Origin of the sequence: Flavobacterium sp. CF108, from assembly GCF_900129795.1 — a bacterium.
Taxonomy (GTDB): domain Bacteria; phylum Bacteroidota; class Bacteroidia; order Flavobacteriales; family Flavobacteriaceae; genus Flavobacterium.
Window position 1 is genome coordinate 100,860 of record NZ_FQWW01000004.1, and the last position, 20,973, is coordinate 121,832.

Consider the following 20,973-nt stretch of genomic DNA (forward strand, 5'->3'; position numbering starts at 1 on the left):
GCAATTACAAATACTTATTTGCACTGAAATCTATGGTAGAAAATAAGAAATACAATATCGAAGTTCGGGTTTGGATTGAAGGAGCAGAAGGCGCCTTTCTTGGTATTGGTAAAATCTGGCTTTTAGAAAATATTCGAAAAACAGGTTCGATTACAAATGCTGCAAAAGAAATGAAAATGGCGTATCGACAAGCCTGGCAATTAGTTGAAGAAATGAACCAGCGTGCCGAAAGTCCGCTTGTTGAAAAACTATTGGGAGGAAAAGGCGGCGGCGGCGCAAGATTGACAGAAGCCGGAGAAAGAGCGATAATTACTTTTTACGAACTCGAAAAACGTATTAAAGATTTTGCTGAAAAAGAAACTCAAAATCTGAAATTTTAATCTCAATTATTATCATTAAAAAAAACAAATTAACCAAGACCATTTTTTTTAACCATCAGTATTCATTTTGAAACATACTGAAATAAAACCAAAAACATGAACCAAAAACTATTTCTGTTTTTTCTAATTATAAGCCTGAAAAGTTTTTCTCAAACCGAAAATTCTAAAGCAAAACAAGACAGTATAAAAAAAGAAGAATTAAACGAAGTTGTAATAACAGCATCCCGACGTCCTGAAAATTTAATGCGTTCGCCCATAACAATTGAACAATTAAAATCGGCGGAAGCCAAAAATATGGGATCGGCAAGTATTTATGAAGCGTTGGAAAATGTAAAAGGCGTTCAGATTATTACGCCAAGTTTGGGTTTTAAAGTGATTAATACTAGAGGTTTTGCGAATTCGACCAATGTTAGATTTGCACAATTAGTGGACGGAATTGATAATCAGGCTCCGCATTTGGGCGCACCAATTGCAAATGCGCTGGGTGCCAATGAACTTGATATTGATAAAATTGAAATTATTCCGGGAACTGCCGCGGCTTTGTACGGAATGAATGCTATTAATGGATTGGCCAATATCCAGACTAAAAATCCTTTTGAGTATCAGGGAATCGCTGTGCAGCAATTAACTGGTGTAAATCATGTTGGAAACATTGACCGGTTTTCACCAAAAGTTTATTCGCAGTTTAATTTGAGATTGGCAAAAGCTTTCAATGAAAAATTCGCTTTTAAGATTAATGCTTCTTCAACTGGAGGAACAGATTGGGCTGCGGATGACAGAACCGATTTAGCTCCAAATGCAAATGCTTCTACCAATTTATTTGGTGCCGATAATCCGGCTTACGATGAAGTAAATGGTTACGGAAATGAATCAGCAAACCGAAAAACATTAAACCTAAACGGTAAAAATTATGTTGTTGCCAGAACGGGTTATCGCGAAACAGAAATTTCTAATTATGATATCAAAAACTATAAAGCTGATGTTGGATTTTATTTTCGTCCAAAGCAAGGAAATGAACTTTCTGTAACGTATAAAACCGCTTTAATCAATACTATTTATCAGCGTTCGAACCGTTTTAGGCTTGACGATTATACTTTAAACCAGTTTGCGGTAGATTATCACACTCCTATTTTTCAGGTAAAAGCGTATGCTACAACCGAAAATACCGGAAACTCATACAACATGCGTTCTTTAGCCGAAAACATGGATCGCGCTTATAAATCTGATGATAAATGGTTTGCTGATTACAGCACTGCTTATAAAAATGCGGTTACAAATGGCGCTTCAATTGCTGATGCTCACAGAATTGCCAGAACGCAGTCTGATCAAGGTCGATTTGAACCGGGAACTGAGGCTTATGAAAACAAAAAAAACGAACTAATCGATATCAATAACTGGGATATTGGCGCGGCTTTGCGTGTAAAATCGACTTTAGTTCATGGTGAAGGTTTGTTCAATTGGGACAAAGCTTTTGTTGGTTTCTTCGAAAAAATCGAGGCTAAACTTTTAAGCGGTTTCGATTATAGAAATTATATTATTGTTCCCGATGGAAATTATTTTATAAATCCTGTTCATGCTGATGAAAACCTGACGTATCAAAAAACGGGAGGTTTTACTCAATTGACAAAAGATTTATTTCGTTCCAAATTACGTTTAGGCGCAACAATACGAATTGATAAAGCTGATTATTTTGATGCTAAATTTACACCGCAGTTCACGGCTGTTTATTCTCCAAAAGAAGCGCTTAATTTTAGAGCTTCGTATCAAAACGGATATCGATTTCCGAGTATTTTCGAAGGGTTTTCTAACGTGAATTCCGGCGGCGTAAAACGTGTTGGCGGTTTACGAATTATGTCTGATGGTATTTTTGAGAATTCATACACAAAAGCTTCTATCGATAAATTTCAGGCGCAGGTAAACAGCGATGTGAACACAAACGGTTTAACGCAGGCGCAGGCTATTGAAAAGAATAAAAATACAATTCAAAAAAATCCTTATACCTATTTACAGCCTGAATTTGTAAAGTCTTTTGAATTTGGTTTTAGAGGAATTACATTAAACCGAAATCTTTTTATTGATGCCGATTTCTATTATAACTCGTATAAAAATTTCATCGCTCAGGTCGAAGCCAGTATTCCAAATACTACAGATCCAAATCAAATTCCGACTGCTTTATATTCAAAAAACACGCAAAATCGTTACCGCTTGTGGACTAATTCTAAAAGTAAGATTTACAATTATGGTGGAAGTTTAGGTTTAAAATATCGAATTGATGAAACTTTTACGGCTTTAACCAATCTTACTTACACCAAACTCGACAGAACTGATGATAAAGATGGTTTAGAAGATGGCTTCAACACGCCGGAATTTAATGTAAACGGAACTTTAATGGCTCAAAACATCTGGAAAAATCTTAGCGCAAGTGCTACGGCGCGTTATCAAAACAATTTTGATTATGTTTCTTTTTTAGTCAGCGGAACTGTTCCGGCTTATTGGTCAATGGATGCACAAATCAATTACAATTTCAAAAAAACTGGTCTTACTACAAAATTAGGCGGAACGAATATTTTAAATAAACCTTATACTTCTATTCTTGGCGGACCGTCAATTGGCGGATTGTATTATTTATCTCTAGTTTGGGAAACCAGCAAAATCTAATATTTAACCGCAAAGTTCGCAAAGATTTTTATCTAAGTTATACGGTTATAAACGCAATAACCTTGCAAACATTGAGCATTTTTTTGCCACAGATTAAAAGGATTAAAATGATTTTTTCTAATCTGTGCTAATCCTTTAATCTGTGGCCATTCTCTTTAAACTTTGCGAACCTTGCGTAAACCTTAGCGAACTTTGCGGTTAAATTCCCTTAACTATTCAATATCAAATCGTACATTTATAGTATAAAAGTTTGTTATTAACTTTAAATAAAGAAATTCTTTATTATTTTTACCACATAATTTAAGTATCTATGAGTTCTAATTTTGATAAATTTCAAAAACGCAGGTTAATTTCCTCTTATTTTTCGGTTGTATTAAGTGTATTCTTGGTTTTATTCCTTTTGGGAGTACTGGGATTATTCATTATCAATTCTAAAAAACTGGCAGATGATTTTAAAGAAAAAATCGCTATGACGGTTTTCTTTAAAAACGAAGCGAATGACAGTATTATCAAAGCATTTGATTCAGAATTAAAAAGAGCTCCTTTTGCGCTTTCTTATGTTTATGTAAGCAAAGAAAAAGCAGCAAAAGAACATACTGATATTATTGGAGAAGACTTCCTGACATTCTTAGGCGAAAATCCTTTATTGAATTCATACGACATTCACTTGAAAGCGGATTATGTTGAAAGAGACAGTATCTCTAAAATCGAAAGCGCATTACGTCAAAACACTATGATTGAAGACATTGTTTACGACAAACAATTAGTAAATCTGGTAAACGACAATATAAAAAGAGTAAGTATGTGGATTTTGATTATCAGTGGTTTCCTTACTGTAATTGCTGTTTTATTAATCAATAGTTCGCTGCGTTTGTCTATTCATTCCAACCGTTTTATTATTAAAACCATGCAGATGGTAGGTGCTACAAAATCGTTTATTCGTAAGCCTTTTGTAACACGCAGCGTAAAATTAGGAATGCTTGGCGCTTTATTGGCAATTATCTGCTTAATTGGACTTTTATTCTATGTAGAAACTAATTTCCCTGGTTTAGGAATTTTAGAAGATAAAGCTTTAATTGGATTGGTTTTATTGGCCGTTTTCGGATTAGGAGTTTTAATTACTTGGGTAAGCACGCACTTTGCAACACAGCGTTTCCTTAATTTGAGAACTGACGATCTTTATTAATTTTAGATTGCAGACTGTAGATTTTAGATTTAAAAATAAACTCATATAAAACAGAGGATAAGATTGCTTCGTTCCTCGCAATGACAAAATGAAAAACAACAATATTAAAGAAGAACAACAGCAAAAACAGGAATTCCTTTTTGACAGTATCAATTACAAAATTCTATTAATTGGTATTGCTGTAATTGCATTAGGATTTATTTTAATGTCTGGCGGTGGAAGCGATAATCCGAATGTTTTTAATGAGGATGTTTTTAGTTTTAGACGTATTCGTTTAGCTCCAACTACTGTTTTAATTGGTTTTGGAATCACGATTTATTCTATTTTCAAAAAATCTAAATAAATTAGGTTTATAGATTTCAATTAAAACTTTGAGCGCAGCGAAAAGAACAATCTGAAATCTAAAATCTGAAATCTAAAATTTCTAATGAACACATTACAAGCTATCGTTCTTGCCATTATTGAAGGAATTACAGAATTTTTACCTGTTTCTTCAACTGGTCACATGATTATTGCCTCTTCTTTTTTTGGGATCGCACACGAAGATTTCACTAAACTTTTCACAATTGTTATTCAGCTTGGTGCTATCCTTTCGGTTGTTGTTTTATACTTTAAACGTTTCTTTCAAACGCTTGATTTTTACTTTAAACTTTTAGTTGCTTTTATTCCGGCCGTAGTTTTAGGATTATTACTGAGTGACTTTATTGATGGTTTATTAGAAAATCCAATTACAGTTGCGGTTTCTCTTTTAATTGGAGGATTAATTTTATTGAAAGTTGACGAATGGTTCAACAACCCAAATACTGCCGAAACTTCACAAGAAATCACGTATTTACAAGCCGTAAAAATTGGATTATTTCAATGTGTCGCGATGATTCCGGGAGTTTCACGAAGCGGCGCGAGTATTGTGGGCGGAATGTCTCAAAAACTATCAAGAACAACGGCTGCCGAATTCTCGTTTTTTCTTGCCGTTCCAACTATGCTGGGCGCAACAGTAAAAAAATGCTACGATTATTATAAAGCCGGATTTGAATTATCTCACGATCAAATCAACATATTAGTTATTGGAAATATAGTTGCTTTTATTGTAGCACTTTTGGCTATTAAAACCTTTATTGGATTTTTGACTAAAAACGGTTTTAAAGTTTTTGGTTATTACCGAATTCTTGCCGGAATCATCTTATTGCTGATTCACTTTTTCATTCACCCGCTTACCATTATATAATGACACCCGAAGAATATTTAAACGGACAGGTTTTATTGATAGACAAACCTTTAAAATGGAGTTCGTTTCAAGCGGTCAATAAATTAAAATACCTTTTAATTAATAAAGTCGGACTTCCAAAAAAGTTTAAAATTGGTCATGCCGGAACTTTAGATCCACTGGCAACAGGTTTATTATTAATTTGTACCGGAAAATTTACCAAAAGAATTTCTGAACTTCAGGGTCAGGCAAAAGAATATACGGGAACATTTTATATTGGAGCCACTACTCCATCGTATGATTTAGAAACCGAAATCGATCAGACTTTTCCAACGGAACATATCGATGAAGCTTTGATTCACGAAACAGTAAAACAGTTTTTAGGCGAAATCAACCAGAAACCACCTATTTTTTCGGCTATTAAAAAAGATGGTGTTCGTTTATATGAACATGCGCGCGCCGGAGAATCTATAGAAATTGAAAGCAGAAAAACTACGATTCACGAATTTGAAATTACAAGAATAGAATTGCCTGAAATTGATTTTAGAGTAGTTTGCAGTAAAGGAACTTATATTCGTTCTCTTGCTTACGATTTTGGAAAAGCAATGAATTCTGGCTCACATTTAACTGTTTTACGCAGAACAAAGATTGGCGATTATGACGTAAAAAATGCGATTGATATTACGTTGTTTGAAGAAAGTCTTTCTTCATAAAACAAGAAGCACATTACATATGTGAAATTTGTAATGTGCCTACTCCTAGAATAATGTTACACCATATTTGTTTTCTACAAATCAATAGTGTGGAACATTTTTACCTCCAAACAAGAACATGGAGAAAAAATCATAAAACCTTTCGAATAACTTTTTCATAATAGTGCATTTTTAATTGTTAGTAGAAAATAGACACCAATAAAAAGAGTAAATCAAAAAATATATAATAGAAGTGGGATTGGTTATAGCAAGATACAAAATTTTCTAATAAAAAAAATAATTTCTTACATTTTTTAAAAACATTATAGCATTTACTATCAACGCTTTACCACTAAAGGGTTTCAGACAAGTATTACAAAAGTAATCAACAATTAAAGTCGGTTATATTTGATATTTTCCATGATTTCGATCAACTCTTCCTGCACAGAAATTCCTTTATCAGCGAGATACCATAATTGCAAATCGGTTTTAATTTTTTCATCAATTGGACCGACGTCTCTTTTATGATTGTTCATTAATTCGGTTGCGCCTTTTGGTCTTGGTCCCCAATCTGTACGAACAATTCCGGCTTCTTTACAAATCACAATAACTTTTGGAATTGCTCTTCCGCCGTTTGTTAAATATTGACTCATTAATTCGTCGTTTTCATCACGAAGTACAATTCGAAGATCAATTTTTTTATTAGACTCGTTCGCCATTTTATCTAAAATGGGAAGAATCTGCGCTGCATCACCACACCAGCCTTCTGAAATTACAAGCCAGATATAATGATTATCCAGATGCTGCAGTTTTGAAATGACTTCTTCAGAGATTTTGATTGTTTTTTCTAATCGATTCATTCTGGCTTCGTTCAATTTGGAATAATTAGTCAGACTTTCAGACTGTTCGCTTCCTGTTGATTTTCCTTCAGATAATAAATCAGTAACTAATTTTCGATATTCAGCATAAGAATGACTGTTGAATAATGCTTTGGCTACAGTACTTTTCATAGAGGTTTATTTTGCTTACTATAAAATTACGGATTTTAAAAAGAACCTCGAATGACTTTTATCACATTCGAAAGAAAAAATAAAAAAAGTCGTTATAAAATTAAATCTCAAGTACAATTAATTTTTTATCAACATTATTTTTAAAAATCAGAATATGTCTATATTTGCACAAATTAACGCAACACGAAATATGAAATATAAAAGAATTCTTCTAAAACTTAGCGGTGAGGCCTTAATGGGTGATTTACAATACGGAATTGACCCTAAAAGATTAGCCGAATATGCAGATGAAATTAAGCAGATCCATGCAAAGGGAGTAGAAATTGCAATCGTTATTGGAGGAGGAAATATTTTTAGAGGCGTTGCCGGTGCCAGCGCAGGAATGGACCGAGTACAAGGTGATTATATGGGAATGCTTGCTACTGTTATTAACGGAATGGCTTTGCAGGGCGCACTTGAAGACAAGGGAATGAAAACGCGTTTGCAGACTGCTTTAAAAATGGAATCTATTGCAGAACCATATATCAAAAGAAGAGCAGATCGTCATTTAGAAAAAGGAAGAATTGTAATTTTTGGTGCCGGAACCGGAAATCCATATTTTACAACTGATACTGCAGCAGTTTTAAGAGGAATCGAAATCAATGCTGATGTGATCTTAAAAGGAACCCGAGTTGATGGTGTTTACGATTCTGATCCTGAAAAAAACGCTTCGGCTGTAAAATTTGATTTTATTTCATTTGATGATGTTCTTAAAAAAGGACTAAATGTAATGGATACAACGGCTTTCACTTTAAGCCAGGAAAACAAATTACCAATTGTTGTTTTTGATATGAACAAAATTGGAAACCTTTTAAAAATCTGCGAAGGAGAAAACATCGGAACTGTAGTAAATATTTAGACTACTTAGATTGTTAGAATTCTAGATTATTAGATTTATTAAAAAACAATACTCTTTAAAACAATCTTCAAAAACATAAAAAATAAAAAAAATGACTGAAGAAATCGATTTTATATTAGAAAGTACTGAAGAATCTATGAACGGTTCGATTGCCCACTTAGAGAAAGAATTTCTAAACATTCGTGCAGGAAAAGCTTCTCCAGCTATGCTTGGAGGTGTTTTTGTTGATTATTACGGATCTGCAACGCCACTTTCTCAAGTGTCAAAAATCAGTGTTCCTGATGCAAGAACAATTACTTTGCAGCCTTTCGAAAAAAACATGTTACAAGCCATCGAAAAAGCTATTTTAATTGCTAATATTGGTTTCAACCCAATGAATAACGGAGACGTTATTATCATCAGCGTTCCGCCTTTAACAGAAGAGCGTCGTCGTGATTTGGCTAAACAAGCTAAATCTGAAGCTGAAGATGCAAAAATTGGTATCCGTAACTCTCGTAAAGATGCAAATACTGACATCAAAAAATTAGAAAAAGAAGGAACTTCTGAAGATATCTGTAAATCTGCAGAAGAAGAAGTTCAAAACTTAACCAATACTTATATCAAAAAAATTGATGAATTATTAGCTGCAAAAGAAGCTGAAATCATGAAGGTTTAAGTATTTGATACTGAAATTAAAAAATCCGTCTGGTAAAATTATCAGACGGATTTTTTTTATTCTTATTTTTGCATACCAAAATTGAATTCTTTCCGTTTTTGAATCTATATAATTCTCTATGAGGCTATTTTGTTTATTGACTTTATTTTTCACGCTTAGTATTCAGGCGCAATTTCAAATAAGCGGAATTGTAACAGATTCAAACAACAAGCCGCTTCCCTTTGCGACTATTAAAACTTTTGATAATAACAATACTATAACGGATGTTGACGGGAAATTTACTTTTAAAACTTTTACACAATCCGGAAATTTTATTGTTTCCTATATTGGTTTTCAAACTAAAACTATTGCCATAGTAGAAAACAAAAAGTTTTATTCTGTTTCATTATCTCAAAAAACAGATGATTTAAAAGAAGTTATTGTTTCTAATGAAAATCCTGCTTTAACGATTATCAAAAAAGTTATTGCCAATAAAAACAATAATAATCCGCAGAAAAAATTAAGCAGTTTTGAGTACAAAACGTACAACAAACTTATTGTTACCGCCAATCCTGATTCGATTGACGGAAGAATAGATTCATCTGCCGTTTATAAGGATTTCAATAAAAAGAAAATCAACATCGATTCTTCTGATTATAAATTCAAAGAAATAATAAGCAAACAGCATTTATTTCAAACCGAGAAAGTTTCGCAATATCAATTCGGAAATAACAAGCTTAAAGAAACGGTTCTGGGAACCAAAATAGCCGGTTTTAAAAATCCTATTTACGAAGTTATCGCTTTCAATTTACAGTCAATTTCGATTTACGATAACAAATATGAGCTTTTCGAAACTAAATATGAAAATCCTATTTCGAACACAGCTCCGGGAACCTACAATTACAAATTGCTTGATACTGTAAACATAAAAGGCCGTGAAACCTTTATGATTTACTTTAAAAATAAGCATAAAAGAAAAACATCGGGCTTAGAAGGTGTTTTGTATATCGATTCGCAAAATTTCGCTATTGCAAAAGCGGTAATGCGTATAAAAGGCGTTTTAGATATTAGCGGTATTCACGAATTTGATTATGTGCCGAATGAAAAAGTATGGTTTCAAAGTAACACCACTTTTAAAATTGTAAAAGGTAAAAATGACGATGATATTAAAATTCTGGGCGGAACAATTCAGTTTGACGGAGATGTAGCCGAAGATTTTGAACCGAGAAAAAAAGCCGCTTCAGATTTTACCTATTTACTTTCTGAAAGCAATAATTTCGACATTCATTACAATACCGAAACTCCAATAAAAAACCCATCTCTTTATATTGAAATTAAAGACGATGCAAGCAAAAAACCGGAAGAATTCTGGAACCAGTACCGTAAAGAAACTTTAGATCAAAAAAGCCAGAAAACGTATCAATTATTAGACAGTTTATCCATCAATAAAAGAATTGAAAAACGTTTAGGATTAGGCCGAAAAATCATTAATGGCTACATTCCAATTGGGCCTGTAGATTTAGATTTAAAGAAAATTATTAGTTACAACAATTACGAAGGTTTTCGTTTAGGTCTTGGAGGTATCACAAATGATAAATTTTCTAAAGATTTTAGAATTGAAGGTTATACGGCGTACGGTACAAAAGATGGTGTTGTTAAATATAATTTGGGCGCTGGAGTTTTATTAGACCAAAATACGAACACTTGGTTGAACGGATCTTATACAGATGATGTTCGGGAAATTGCGAGTACTGTTTTTGCTGTTGATAAACGTGTCTTTAAAATTTATGATCCGAGGCCAATCAACATTAGTACTTTCTACAAATACACTAGCTGGAAAGCGAATGTACAAACGAAAATTATTCCGAAGACAGAAGCGGTTCTAGAACTATCCAGGACGTATGTTGAACCTAAGTTTGATTATCTTTTTAATTACAACGGTCAGTTGTATTCAAGTTTTATTATGACAACCGCAATGGTTTCTATTGTTTGGGCGCCTTTCAGCGATTTTATGCAGACTCCAACGGGAAGAACCGAATCGGATAAAAGATTTCCAAGATTTACTTTTCAGTACACTCAATCGCTGCCAAATGTTTTAGATAATGATTTTAGTTTTGGAAAAATAGATTTCAAAACGGAGTACGAAAAGAAATACCTAAATGGTCAAAAAACAAGTCTGCTTTTGCAGGGAGGTTATGCAATAGACGATGTTCCGCTTACGCATTTGTATAACACCATGCCAAATAACCTTACCAAGGAAACTATTATCCAGCGTATTACTTTTGCCGGAAGAAACAGTTTCGAAACCATGTTTTTTAATGAATTTTTCTCCAGCCAATATGTGTTTTTTCAAATTAAACATGGTTTTGAAAGAATTAAAATCATGAAAAAAGTTCGTCCTTCATTGGTTTTAGTTACCAGAATGGCGTGGGGAAATATGGAAAAACCAGAACAGCATGTCGGCCCGACTTATAAAACTCTTGACAAAGGCTTTTTCGAATCAGGAATTGAATTAAATAAAATCTACAAAGGTTTTGGTCTCGGCGGATTCTATCGTTATGGGTCAAATCAATTACCTGAATTTGACGATAATATTGCAGTTAAGATTTCTTATGTTCTTGATTTGGGATTATAAATTTTAAATTCCAAATCTTAAAATTCCAAATTCCAATTAGACCGAGTTTAACCGCAAAGGACGCAAAGTTTTTTCGCAAAGTTTATTAAGAAAACAAGTTTTGATGAGAGCACAAAGCAGTTCTCATATTTTTGTCTTCCTGAGCGAAGTCGAAGGATCGTCTCGTAACTCCGCAAAGTTTAATTACAGACAAAGTTTGTCATTTCGAGGAACGAGAAATCGCACTCATAACTCTACACAGTATGTCGCCAATCTTTGTCGATTCTCTAGTGCGATTTCTCGTTCCTCGAAATGACAAAAGAATCCCATAAAAAAAATCCCAAACCCCAATCATAAAAATTGGAATTTGGAATTTAAATATTGAAATTTTAAAACTATCTATGGTTTCAAAATCAAAACCGAAGGTGTATTATTCAGCCATGTACTTTGAGATTCAATTAATTTTTTCCAGCTGTCTAAACTTATAATCATTAAGTTTTGACCATCAAGAAAATCTTTTTTAATTGTTCTGTCATGCATAATCATAATATGATTTGGTGCAATTTGTTCGATAGATCTAATCGTTTCCTGAATATCGCGTGTATTTTTTACTTCACCGCTGGCATCCAAAACTGTAATTTGCGAACCATTATTATTGATTAATTTTTTAGCAAAATCAATTAAAAAAGCATCTTCACGGCTAAAAATCGGCATGAATACCTGATTTACTTCTTCAAGATCTTTATCGATAAAAATACCAACCGGCATTTTGGTTTTTGCAAGAATATGACGTGTTCTTTCATCAAAAGGATTATTTTCGAACAAACCTTCTTTTCCGGTAAACTTGTCAATTAAACGATCCGGATTTACAATTCGGGTTGTAAAACCAAGAATTTTTCCAAGTAAAGTTCCGTCAAAAATAGACTGCCCTAAACCAACTAATAACAAATCATATTCACCTTGGTTTGCCGCGTCAATAATATCGGTATCAATATCATTAGAAACTTTAAACAGGCTTACCATATTTTGATTCAGTTTATGAGATTCATCAATAACCGGAACCAACATTTTACGTTCGTGTTCTTTTATGTCAAACGAATGTATTTCTGTACTTAAGGATAAATGCATTGCCGTTACGATCGAATTATCCTGCTGTTTTTTAACTAAACTATTGGCAATTTGTAACAGTTTTTTTCCTCTTTCTGGAGTTCCAAATGAAAGCAGTATTTTGTATTTACTTTTATTTCCAATTTCCTGCGGAATGGCGGTGATTTTATCTTTAAAAATAAATCCGATGAAGTCTAAGGCCGGCCCCGTCATAAAAGTTGTCAGCAGCGCCATAATTACCATCATGGTAAAAATTTCTGTAGACAATACTCCAAGGTCGTAACCAATATTTAAAACAACAAGTTCCATTAAACCTCTTGTATTCATTAAAGCTCCAATGGCTAAACTGTCTTTCCAGCTTTGTCCAACGAATTTTGCTGCTAATGCGCTACCAAAGAATTTTCCAACTACAGCAACCGCAATAATTAATCCTGTGATTTTCCATAATGCAGGATCATTTAACAAACCAATTTGGGTACGCAAACCTGTAAACACAAAGAACAAAGGCAATAATACAATTATCGAAACGTCTTCTACTTTTTCGATAAATATGTTTCTGAATTTATTGTTTTCAGGCATAATTGCTCCCGCTAAGAAAGCTCCAAATAAAGCATGAATTCCGATTAATTCAGCAGCATACGCCGAGAATAAAAGTGTTAAAAAGAAAATAGCAACAACTGGTTTATTTAAACTTTCTCTTGTTGAATTTAAATCTCCAACACGTTTCAGGAACGGACGAACGATTTTCAACATTATGATTACATATAAAATCGCTAAACCAATTACGTATAATGAACTAGAAAGTGAACCCGCTTTTACAATAGCAATTACAACGGCAAGAATACACCACGCCGTAATATCATCTGCAGCGGCGCAGGTTATGGCAATGGTTCCGAGTTTTGTTTTCTGCATTCCCCGTTCCTGAACAATTCTGGCCAAAACCGGAAAAGCGGTAATGCTCATGGCGATTCCCATAAATAATCCGAAAGAAGAGAATTCAACCCCTTTTGGAGCAAAAGTTTGATAAATGAAATAAGCCAAAGTTAATCCTAATGCAAACGGAATAACGATACTGGCGTGGCTGATAACAACAGCATCGTGCGCTTTGTTTTTCAGCACTTTCAAATCCAGTTCCATACCAATAACAAACATGAAAAGGATTAAACCAATCTGACTTAAAAATTGTAAGTTTCCTAAAGATTCTTTTGGAAATAAAGCTGCGGAGAATTCAGGAAAATACATTCCTACTAAAGACGGCCCAAGTACAATCCCGGCAACCATTTCTCCAATTACAGACGGCTGTCCAATTTTTCTGAAGAACCATCCAAATAAACGTGCTACTAAAATAATAGTCACAATCTGCGCCAGTAAAATAGCTAACGGATGTTGTAAGTTTTCGACCATTGAATTGAGAAAATCATTCCAATGATTACTTTCAATTTGTTTTTTAATGATATTCTGACCTGCTTCTAATGCTGCTCCTTTTGAAATTATCCAATATATCAGAGCTGTAAATCCTCCAATAATTGTAACATAGAATAAAGAGTTCTTAATGTTATTCATAACTCGTTCTTTTAATTATTGCTGCAAATATCAGGACTGACAGCAAAGTGATGAAGTAAATTTACAGTTAATTTTCAATCTATGTAACAAGACTGAAAAACTTTGTAATAAGTTAATAACAACATCTAAAAACGACTTTTATTCTGAACAAAATTGAAGGCTTGTGAAACTAAAAAGGGCTTCGACTTCGCTCAGCCTGACAATGAAATAAAATCCAAAATTCTGAAATTTCAAATTCCAATTATCGCTGAAATTTTATTCTTAAGTATTCCGTATTGTCACTCTGAGCGGAGTCGAAGAGCTTATAATTTTACCTTTTTCAAAAAATCAGAGCGATAAGTTTCGCTTAAAAGTAAGGTTGTATTTTTATTGTTTTCTTCAATGTGATGCAGAACAATCTCATTGTGGTTGAAGAATTTTATTGCTTTTACGGCTATGATTTCTTTTTTGTTAATTCTGCAGAAATTGGTTTCAGGTAATTCTTTTAAAAGTGTATCGAATTTTACATTTTTCAAGTTTAAAAAACTTCCGTCGGCAAGTAAAACGGTTTTATCGCGGCTGTCACTTACCGCTGTTTTGATGTATTGAATCTGGTTAAAATAAAGCAGTGTTTTTCCTTTATCGGTATTTAACTGAATAAATTTTTTAGCTGTATCTGGTTTTTCAAAACGTTCTAAAGCTTTTGAAACTGCTTTTTGCAAACGTTCCAGTTTTACAGGTTTTGTGATATAATCTACCGCATCAATATTAAAAGCATCGGCGGCATATTCTTTATAGGCGGTACAAAAAATCACTAATTTATCGCCAACCAATTCAGCCAGATGAAGTCCGTCCATTCCCGGCATTTCGATATCTGAAATTAGCAAATCAAATTCGAGTTCGGGAATATCAGACAAAAGTTTCTGCGGATTATTAAACGTTTTTACGATTTCCAGTTCAGGAATTTGTTCGCAAAGCATTTTTAAGTACGTTAATCCCGGAATCTCATCGTCCAGAAGCAAGCATTTCAGTTTTGTATTCAAGTAAATCTATTTTTAGATGAGCAATATAAACATCGTTCTCTACAAATTTATCAAGTTTAAAATTATTCTTGTAAATAATGCGCAGACGATGTTCTAAAGTGGCGTGGCCAAAACCGCTTCGCTCCTTTTTCAATACTTTTTTATCTGAAATTTTATTCGAAACCGTCATAGAAAAAGCGTTATCACGAAATTCAAAAACTACCGAAATAAAAGCATCCGCACTTTGAAGATCGGCATGTTTAAAAGCATTTTCTATTAAATCAATCGAAATCAAAGGCGCCAGCAAAGGCTGATCGTACAATTTATCGTCTTCGTTGATATTGGTTTTAATCTTCAGCTCAAAAAGCGGACTGATTTTGATTTTATTGATTTCGATTAAATTCAGTGCAAAGTTTATTTCTTCTTTTGCGGTTACGAATTTCTTTTTGCTTTCGTATAAAATATAATCCAGAACATTGGCCAGTTTATCTAATGCAAAATAAGTTTGATAAGCATGCGACTGAATTGAATTCAAAATATTCTTAAATAAATGCGGATTTAGTTTTGACTCTAAGTTTTCTAACTGCAAGTCGTTTACTTTTGCTTCGAGCGTATAAAAACTTTTCTCAGCATCATCTTTTGCCTTTTTTGCCTGCGTTAATTGATATATCATAAAACAAATTATGACAATCAACAGTAAAAGAATTGCTAGAAATATAAAAGTTGTGGTATTGTTTTCCTGCATTGTTTTTAAGATTCTATAATTGTTTTTAATGAAACTTTATAATTAATTAAAATCCCAATTGTCAAAATTAAAATACTGGCAAGCCAAAGATAATAACCTAATTCAAAAGAAACTATTTTTGCCATAGCACCACTCTCTGCTCCCAAAATTTCAGTCCAAAATGAAAAAAATATCGCTAAACAAGATGCTATTAAACTTAATAAAATTGCTCTTTTATCATTTTTAATAAAAAATCTAATTGCAAAAAATGACAGTGGGTTTGCGAGCCAAATAATTTGTTCTAATAACCCTCCTCCCAAAAAAGCAGTAGATCCCATAAAAAGATATTCTAAAGACGAAGATATTCTTATTTTATCATTGTAATTTACAATCAGAGCATTTTGAGTTAATGAAATACCAAAAATCAATATACACAATCCGATAGTTATAAATTTAATTTGTTTTGAATCCATTATTTATAATACGTTTTCATTATAGACACAGAATTAAAACAAAACAACCTGTGTAAACCAGTTTAATCCGCTTAATCAGCGGGCCATATTTTTTAATGACTTGAAACGAATTTCAACCCAATAATTGAAGCAATTAATGTTGTAAGGAAAAATATTCTCCAAAAGGCTGCCGGTTCTTTAAAAATAAAAATCCCAACCAAAACAGTTCCAACTGCTCCAATTCCTGTCCAAACAGCATATGCGGTTCCAATTGGTAACGTTTGTGTTGCTTTATATAATAAAATCATACTGATTGAAAGACATACAAAAAATCCAGCCATCCAATAAGTTGATGTAATTCCTGTTGTTTCTTTTGCTTTTCCTAGACATGATGCAAATCCCACTTCAAAAAGTCCGGCAATAATCAATAAAACCCAATTCATTTTCTTTTCATTTTTAAATTAACTGCAAATATGAGAAAACCTAACGACTAAATAGCAAAAAGCAGGAAATTTATCACAAAATATTAAGGTGCCGATTTGTGTTAACATTAAGTAAAATACAATCGATTGTTTATGATTTTGAGCAGTTTTCACTACATTTGCAACCATTTTTAAAGATTTTATGAAAAACGCTATTAAAGTTGGGTTCTGGGAGAAATTAGCCCGAATCATACTTAAAAACAGAATCACAATTCTGGTTATCCTTTCTGCTTTAACTATTTTCCTTGGTTACCAATGGAAAAACCTTGCCATGACTTATACTGAAGCAAACCTGCTTCCAAAAGATCACATCGCAAACAAAGAATATCAAAAATTCTTAGACAAGTTTGGTGAAGAAGGAAACCTGGTTGTAATTGGTTTTCAGGATAAAAACTTTTTTACTCCAAAGAATTATGCCGCCTGGAATGAGTTAATGACGGGTTTAAAAAAATCTAAAGAAGTTGATTTAGTTGTTTCACTAAACGATTTAAAAAAACTGGAGAAAGATACCGTTAACGAAAAATTCGTTTTAACGCCATTTATCGATCAAAGTAAAGTTTTAGATCCAGCCTATTTAAAAAGCGTTCAGCACGATTTATTCCATAATTTGCCTTTTTACGAAGGATTATTATTCAATAAAGAAAGCGGAAGTGTTCGCTCTGCAATTTACATCAACAAAAAACTGGTAAATACCGCTGAAAGAAAAACTTTTATACTTGAAAACCTGGTTCCGAAAATCGATAAATTCGAAAAAACAACCGGAATCGATCTTAAAGTTTCGGGAATGCCATACATCAGAACGATCAATGCAGCTGATATGAAAGGCGAAATTGGTCTTTTTATCGGTGCGGCTTTATTGACTGTTTCATTGATTTTCTTTTTCTTTTTCCGTTCATTCAGAGCAACCTTTATTTCAATTTGTATTTTAATTGTAGGGGTAATCTGGTCGTTTGGAACACTTGGATTATTTGGTTATAAAATCACAATTTTAACAGCAATTATTCCACCGCTGATTATCGTTATCGGAATTACAAACTGTATTTTCCTAATCAATAAATACCAGCAGGAAATCAAATTACATAATAATCAGGCTAAGGCGCTGCAGCGTGTGATTTCAAAAATTGGGGTTTCGACTTTAATGACGAATTTAACTACTGCGATTGGTTTTGCTACGTTTATGATTACCGGAAATGATCTGCTTTTTGAATTTGGTCTGGTAACTTCAATCAACGTAATTTCTGTTTATTTATTGACACTTTTTATTGTGCCAATTGTATACAGTTTTATGGCATTGCCAAAAGAAAAACATTTATATCATTTAACTAAAACTTATATTTCAACTTTATTAAATGTGGTTGAAGATGTAGTTAAAACAAAACGCAGATACGTTTATATTGTTTACGGCTTATTTTTGGTTTTCAGCGTAATTGGAGTTTCACAAATGAAAGTTTCAGGAAGTTTGATTGGTGAAATGCCAAAAAGTGCTTCTTTCTTTAAAGATATTTTATTTTACGAAAAAGAATTTAACGGAGTTATGCCGCTTGAAATCATGATTGACACCAAAAAGAAAAAAGGTGTTATGAAGGCTTCGACTATTCGTAAAATGGATGAACTGCAAAATACAATTTCTGAAATTCCAGAATTGGCAAAACCGGTTTCAATTGTCAATTTGGTTAAATATTCTAAACAGGCTTTCTATAACGGAAACCCTGAATATTATCAATTACCAACTTCACAGGAACAGACTTTTATTTTGAGTTACGCTAAAAATGCGACCAAAAACAGCAAAGAAAATTTAATGAAAGCTTACGTTGATTCGACTGGACAATATGCCCGAATCACGACTTTCATGAAAGATATTGGAACGGATGAAATGGCAAAAGTGGAGAAAAAACTGCACAGCAAAATTGATGAAATTTTCCCAAAAGATCGTTTTGAAGTTACCGTTACCGGAAAAGCATTGGTTTTCCAAAAAGGAACTTCGTATTTGGTTGAAAACTTAATCGAGTCATTAATCTTCGCGATTTTAACGATTGCAATTCTGATTTTATATTTATTCCGTTCATTCAAAATGGTAATGGCTTCGGTAATTACAAATATTTTACCGCTTTGTATTACATCAGGATTAATGGGCTATTTTGGGATTCCGTTAAAACCTTCGACAATTTTGGTATTTAGTATCGCCTTCGGAATTTCGGTTGATAATGCGATTCAGTTTATGGCGAAGTATAGACATGACTTGCTTCAAAGCGGCGGAAAAGTTAAAAAATCTGTTTTCAGTGCTTTAAGAGAAACTGGAATTAGTACTTTTTATACTTCTGTAGTTTTGATTTTAGGTTTTGCGACTTTTACATTATCAAGCTTTAGCGGAACCATTGCACTTGGAGGATTAATTTCTTGTACTTTGGCTTTTGCAATGTTTGCGAATTTAGTTGTACTGCCTTCGCTGGTTTTGACTTTTGAGAAGAAGAAAACTAAGAAAGAGGAATTAGAGAATTTGGATAAATAAGGTTTTTTCTTTTTCGCCACGAATTTCACGAATTGGCACGAATTCTTTTATACGCAACGTTAAGTCTTTGCGAGGAACGAAGCAATCTCATTTGCCAGATCAAGTCTTATATTTTATCGTAGTGAGGCTGCTTCGTTCTTCATAATGACAAAAATTAAGAAATAAAAAAGGTCTCATGCAACTGAGTGCCCTAGCCCTGATAGAAGCGGCATCCTTTTTCTTGCTCCTTTAGCAAGAAAAAGATATAGCGGATAGCAGGAAACAGCTTCAAAAATTAATTATTATCGTTTATATTTGCAATTCGATATAAAAAACACTGATTTTATTTTAAACTAAAATCAGAAATCTAAAATCTAAAATTAAAATGAAACACACAAAGGTTAAAGACTTATTAAACAGTACGACGACGCTACAGGAAGTGAATGCAAAAGGATGGGTGAGAACTTTTAGAAATAATCAGTTCATCGCGCTTAATGACGGTTCTACCATTAATAATATACAATGTGTTGTTGATTTTGAAAATACACCGGAAGAGACTTTAAAAAGAATCACAACTGGAGCTGCGGTTTCTGTATTTGGAACTTTGGTTGAAAGTAAAGGTGCGGGTCAGAAATACGAAATTCAGGTTACAAAATTGGAAATTCTTGGAGATTCTGATCCTGAAAAATTCCCAATGCAGCCTAAAAAACATACTTTAGAATTTTTAAGAGAAAAAGCACATTTACGTGTACGTACAAATGCTTTTGGAGCAATTATGCGTGTGCGTTCGGTATTGTCTTATGCAGTTCACAAATATTTTCAAGACAAAGGTTTTGTTTACGTAAATACGCCAATTATTACCGGAGCTGATGCTGAAGGTGCTGGAGAAATGTTTCAGGTAACATCTTTACCATTAGATAATCTTCCAAAAAATGAAGAAGGAAACATTGATTTCAAAAAAGATTTCTTTGGAAAACATACGAACTTAACAGTTTCGGGACAATTAGAAGGTGAAACTTTTGCTATGGCTTTGGGTCAGATTTATACTTTTGGACCAACTTTTAGAGCTGAAAATTCAAACACTTCTCGTCACTTGGCAGAGTTTTGGATGATCGAGCCGGAAGTTGCTTTCAACGATCTTGATGACAACATGGATTTGGCTGAAGATTTTATTCAGTATGTAATTAAATATGCTTTAGACAACTGTAAAGACGATTTGGCTTTCTTAGAAGGAAGACTTCTTGAAGAAGAAAAATCAAAACCACAGGCAGACAGAAGCGAAATGGCTTTGTTAGAAAAATTGAACTTCGTTTTAGAGAACAACTTCAAACGTGTTTCTTATACGGAAGCAATTGATATTTTAAGAGATTCAACTCCAAATAAAAAGAAGAAATTCCAATATATCATCAACGAATGGGGAGCTGATTTACAGTCAGAACACGAGCGTTACTTAGTTGAAAAACACTTTAAATGTCCGGTAATTTTATTTGATTACCCAGCAAACATTAAAGCGTTTTACATGCGTTTGAACGACAACACGGAGCCAGGAAGAGAAACAGTTCGCGCAATGGACATCCTTTTCCCTGGAATTGGAGAAATCGTTGGTGGTTCTGAAAGAGAAGAGCGTTACGATGTTTTGGTTGAAAAAATGAAAGCTTTAGAAATCGACGAAGAAGAATTATACTGGTATTTAGACACCAGAAGATTTGGTTCTGCAACTCACGCAGGTTTCGGTTTAGGATTTGAGCGTTTGGTATTGTTTGTAACTGGAATGACAAACATTAGAGACGTAATTCCTTTCCCAAGAACTCCTGGAAGTGCAGAGTTCTAAGAAATAAAGTTTTTGCCACAAAGGCACAAAGACGCTAAGTTTATTTTTA

The 20,973-nt window shown here is 33.3% G+C and carries 17 protein-coding genes; 11 read left to right on the forward strand and 6 right to left on the reverse strand.

Translation table 11 applies throughout. From position 1 onward, the window contains the following. The first annotated feature begins 32 nt into the window (after positions 1-32). The 6 genes from BUE10_RS12170 to truB all read left to right on the forward strand — a co-directional run bounded on the left by BUE10_RS12170 (position 33) and on the right by truB (position 6,141). On the forward strand, positions 33-380 hold the full coding sequence (locus tag BUE10_RS12170; protein ID WP_073485442.1) for a winged helix-turn-helix domain-containing protein: 348 nt from the start codon (positions 33-35) through the stop codon (positions 378-380). A 96-nt stretch (positions 381-476) separates the two neighbouring features. After that, a complete protein-coding gene (locus tag BUE10_RS12175) occupies positions 477-3,038 on the forward strand; it encodes a TonB-dependent receptor (protein WP_073485444.1) in 2,562 nt (853 codons plus the stop codon). 310 nt (positions 3,039-3,348) lie between these two features. Next, positions 3,349-4,224: a cell division protein FtsX gene (locus tag BUE10_RS12180; protein WP_073485447.1), complete on the forward strand. Its 876-nt coding sequence runs from the start codon at positions 3,349-3,351 to the stop codon at positions 4,222-4,224. An 88-nt stretch (positions 4,225-4,312) separates the two neighbouring features. Then, positions 4,313-4,567, forward strand: a complete 255-nt coding sequence (locus BUE10_RS12185) for a DUF3098 domain-containing protein (protein WP_073485449.1) — start codon at positions 4,313-4,315, stop codon at positions 4,565-4,567. An 84-nt stretch (positions 4,568-4,651) separates the two neighbouring features. Next, positions 4,652-5,449, forward strand: coding sequence for an undecaprenyl-diphosphate phosphatase (locus BUE10_RS12190; protein WP_073485451.1), 798 nt, complete (start codon positions 4,652-4,654; stop codon positions 5,447-5,449). Next, on the forward strand, positions 5,449-6,141 hold the full coding sequence (truB, locus tag BUE10_RS12195) for a tRNA pseudouridine(55) synthase TruB (protein WP_073485452.1): 693 nt from the start codon (positions 5,449-5,451) through the stop codon (positions 6,139-6,141). Before BUE10_RS12190 ends, truB begins: the two co-directional genes overlap by 1 nt. 371 nt (positions 6,142-6,512) lie before the next feature. Here truB and BUE10_RS12200 read toward each other — a convergent pair whose 3' ends face one another. Beyond that, a complete protein-coding gene (locus BUE10_RS12200) occupies positions 6,513-7,130 on the reverse strand; it encodes a thioredoxin family protein (protein ID WP_073485454.1) in 618 nt (205 codons plus the stop codon). Between the two features lie 190 nt (positions 7,131-7,320). Here BUE10_RS12200 and pyrH point away from each other — a divergent pair, with 190 nt between their 5' ends. The 3 genes from pyrH (at position 7,321) to BUE10_RS12215 (ending at position 11,297) form a co-directional block, all read left to right on the forward strand. Beyond that, entirely contained in the window at positions 7,321-8,028 is a 708-nt protein-coding gene (pyrH, locus tag BUE10_RS12205) for a UMP kinase (RefSeq protein ID WP_053472459.1), read from the forward strand. A gap of 91 nt (positions 8,029-8,119) precedes the next feature. After that, positions 8,120-8,683 (forward strand): ribosome recycling factor, encoded by a 564-nt coding sequence (frr, locus tag BUE10_RS12210; RefSeq protein WP_053472458.1) that lies wholly within the window; start codon positions 8,120-8,122, stop codon positions 8,681-8,683. 118 nt (positions 8,684-8,801) lie between these two features. After that, on the forward strand, positions 8,802-11,297 hold the full coding sequence (locus BUE10_RS12215) for a DUF5686 family protein (RefSeq protein WP_073485456.1): 2,496 nt from the start codon (positions 8,802-8,804) through the stop codon (positions 11,295-11,297). A gap of 378 nt (positions 11,298-11,675) precedes the next feature. Here BUE10_RS12215 and BUE10_RS12220 read toward each other — a convergent pair whose 3' ends face one another. The 5 genes from BUE10_RS12220 to BUE10_RS12240 form a co-directional block, all read right to left on the reverse strand. Beyond that, a complete protein-coding gene (locus tag BUE10_RS12220; RefSeq protein WP_073485458.1) occupies positions 11,676-13,946 on the reverse strand; it encodes a cation:proton antiporter in 2,271 nt (756 codons plus the stop codon). A gap of 302 nt (positions 13,947-14,248) precedes the next feature. Beyond that, positions 14,249-14,968: a LytR/AlgR family response regulator transcription factor gene (locus BUE10_RS12225; protein WP_073485460.1), complete on the reverse strand. Its 720-nt coding sequence runs from the start codon at positions 14,966-14,968 to the stop codon at positions 14,249-14,251. Beyond that, positions 14,931-15,692 carry a sensor histidine kinase gene (locus BUE10_RS12230; protein WP_073485462.1) on the reverse strand — a complete coding sequence of 254 codons (762 nt, stop codon included), beginning with the start codon at positions 15,690-15,692 and terminating at the stop codon, positions 14,931-14,933. Before BUE10_RS12230 ends, BUE10_RS12225 begins: the two co-directional genes overlap by 38 nt. Positions 15,693-15,697: 5 nt before the next feature. Continuing rightward, complete coding sequence (locus BUE10_RS12235; RefSeq protein WP_073485464.1) at positions 15,698-16,144, reverse strand: hypothetical protein; 447 nt, start codon at positions 16,142-16,144, stop codon at positions 15,698-15,700. Between the two features lie 92 nt (positions 16,145-16,236). Then, entirely contained in the window at positions 16,237-16,566 is a 330-nt protein-coding gene (locus tag BUE10_RS12240) for a DMT family transporter (RefSeq protein ID WP_073485466.1), read from the reverse strand. A 181-nt stretch (positions 16,567-16,747) separates the two neighbouring features. Between BUE10_RS12240 and BUE10_RS12245 the strand changes: the two genes are divergently transcribed. Beyond that, positions 16,748-19,114 (forward strand): efflux RND transporter permease subunit, encoded by a 2,367-nt coding sequence (locus BUE10_RS12245; RefSeq protein WP_073485468.1) that lies wholly within the window; start codon positions 16,748-16,750, stop codon positions 19,112-19,114. Positions 19,115-19,478: 364 nt separating this feature from the next. After that, positions 19,479-20,924 (forward strand): asparagine--tRNA ligase, encoded by a 1,446-nt coding sequence (asnS, locus tag BUE10_RS12250; protein WP_073485470.1) that lies wholly within the window; start codon positions 19,479-19,481, stop codon positions 20,922-20,924. The last annotated feature ends 49 nt before the right edge of the window (positions 20,925-20,973 follow it).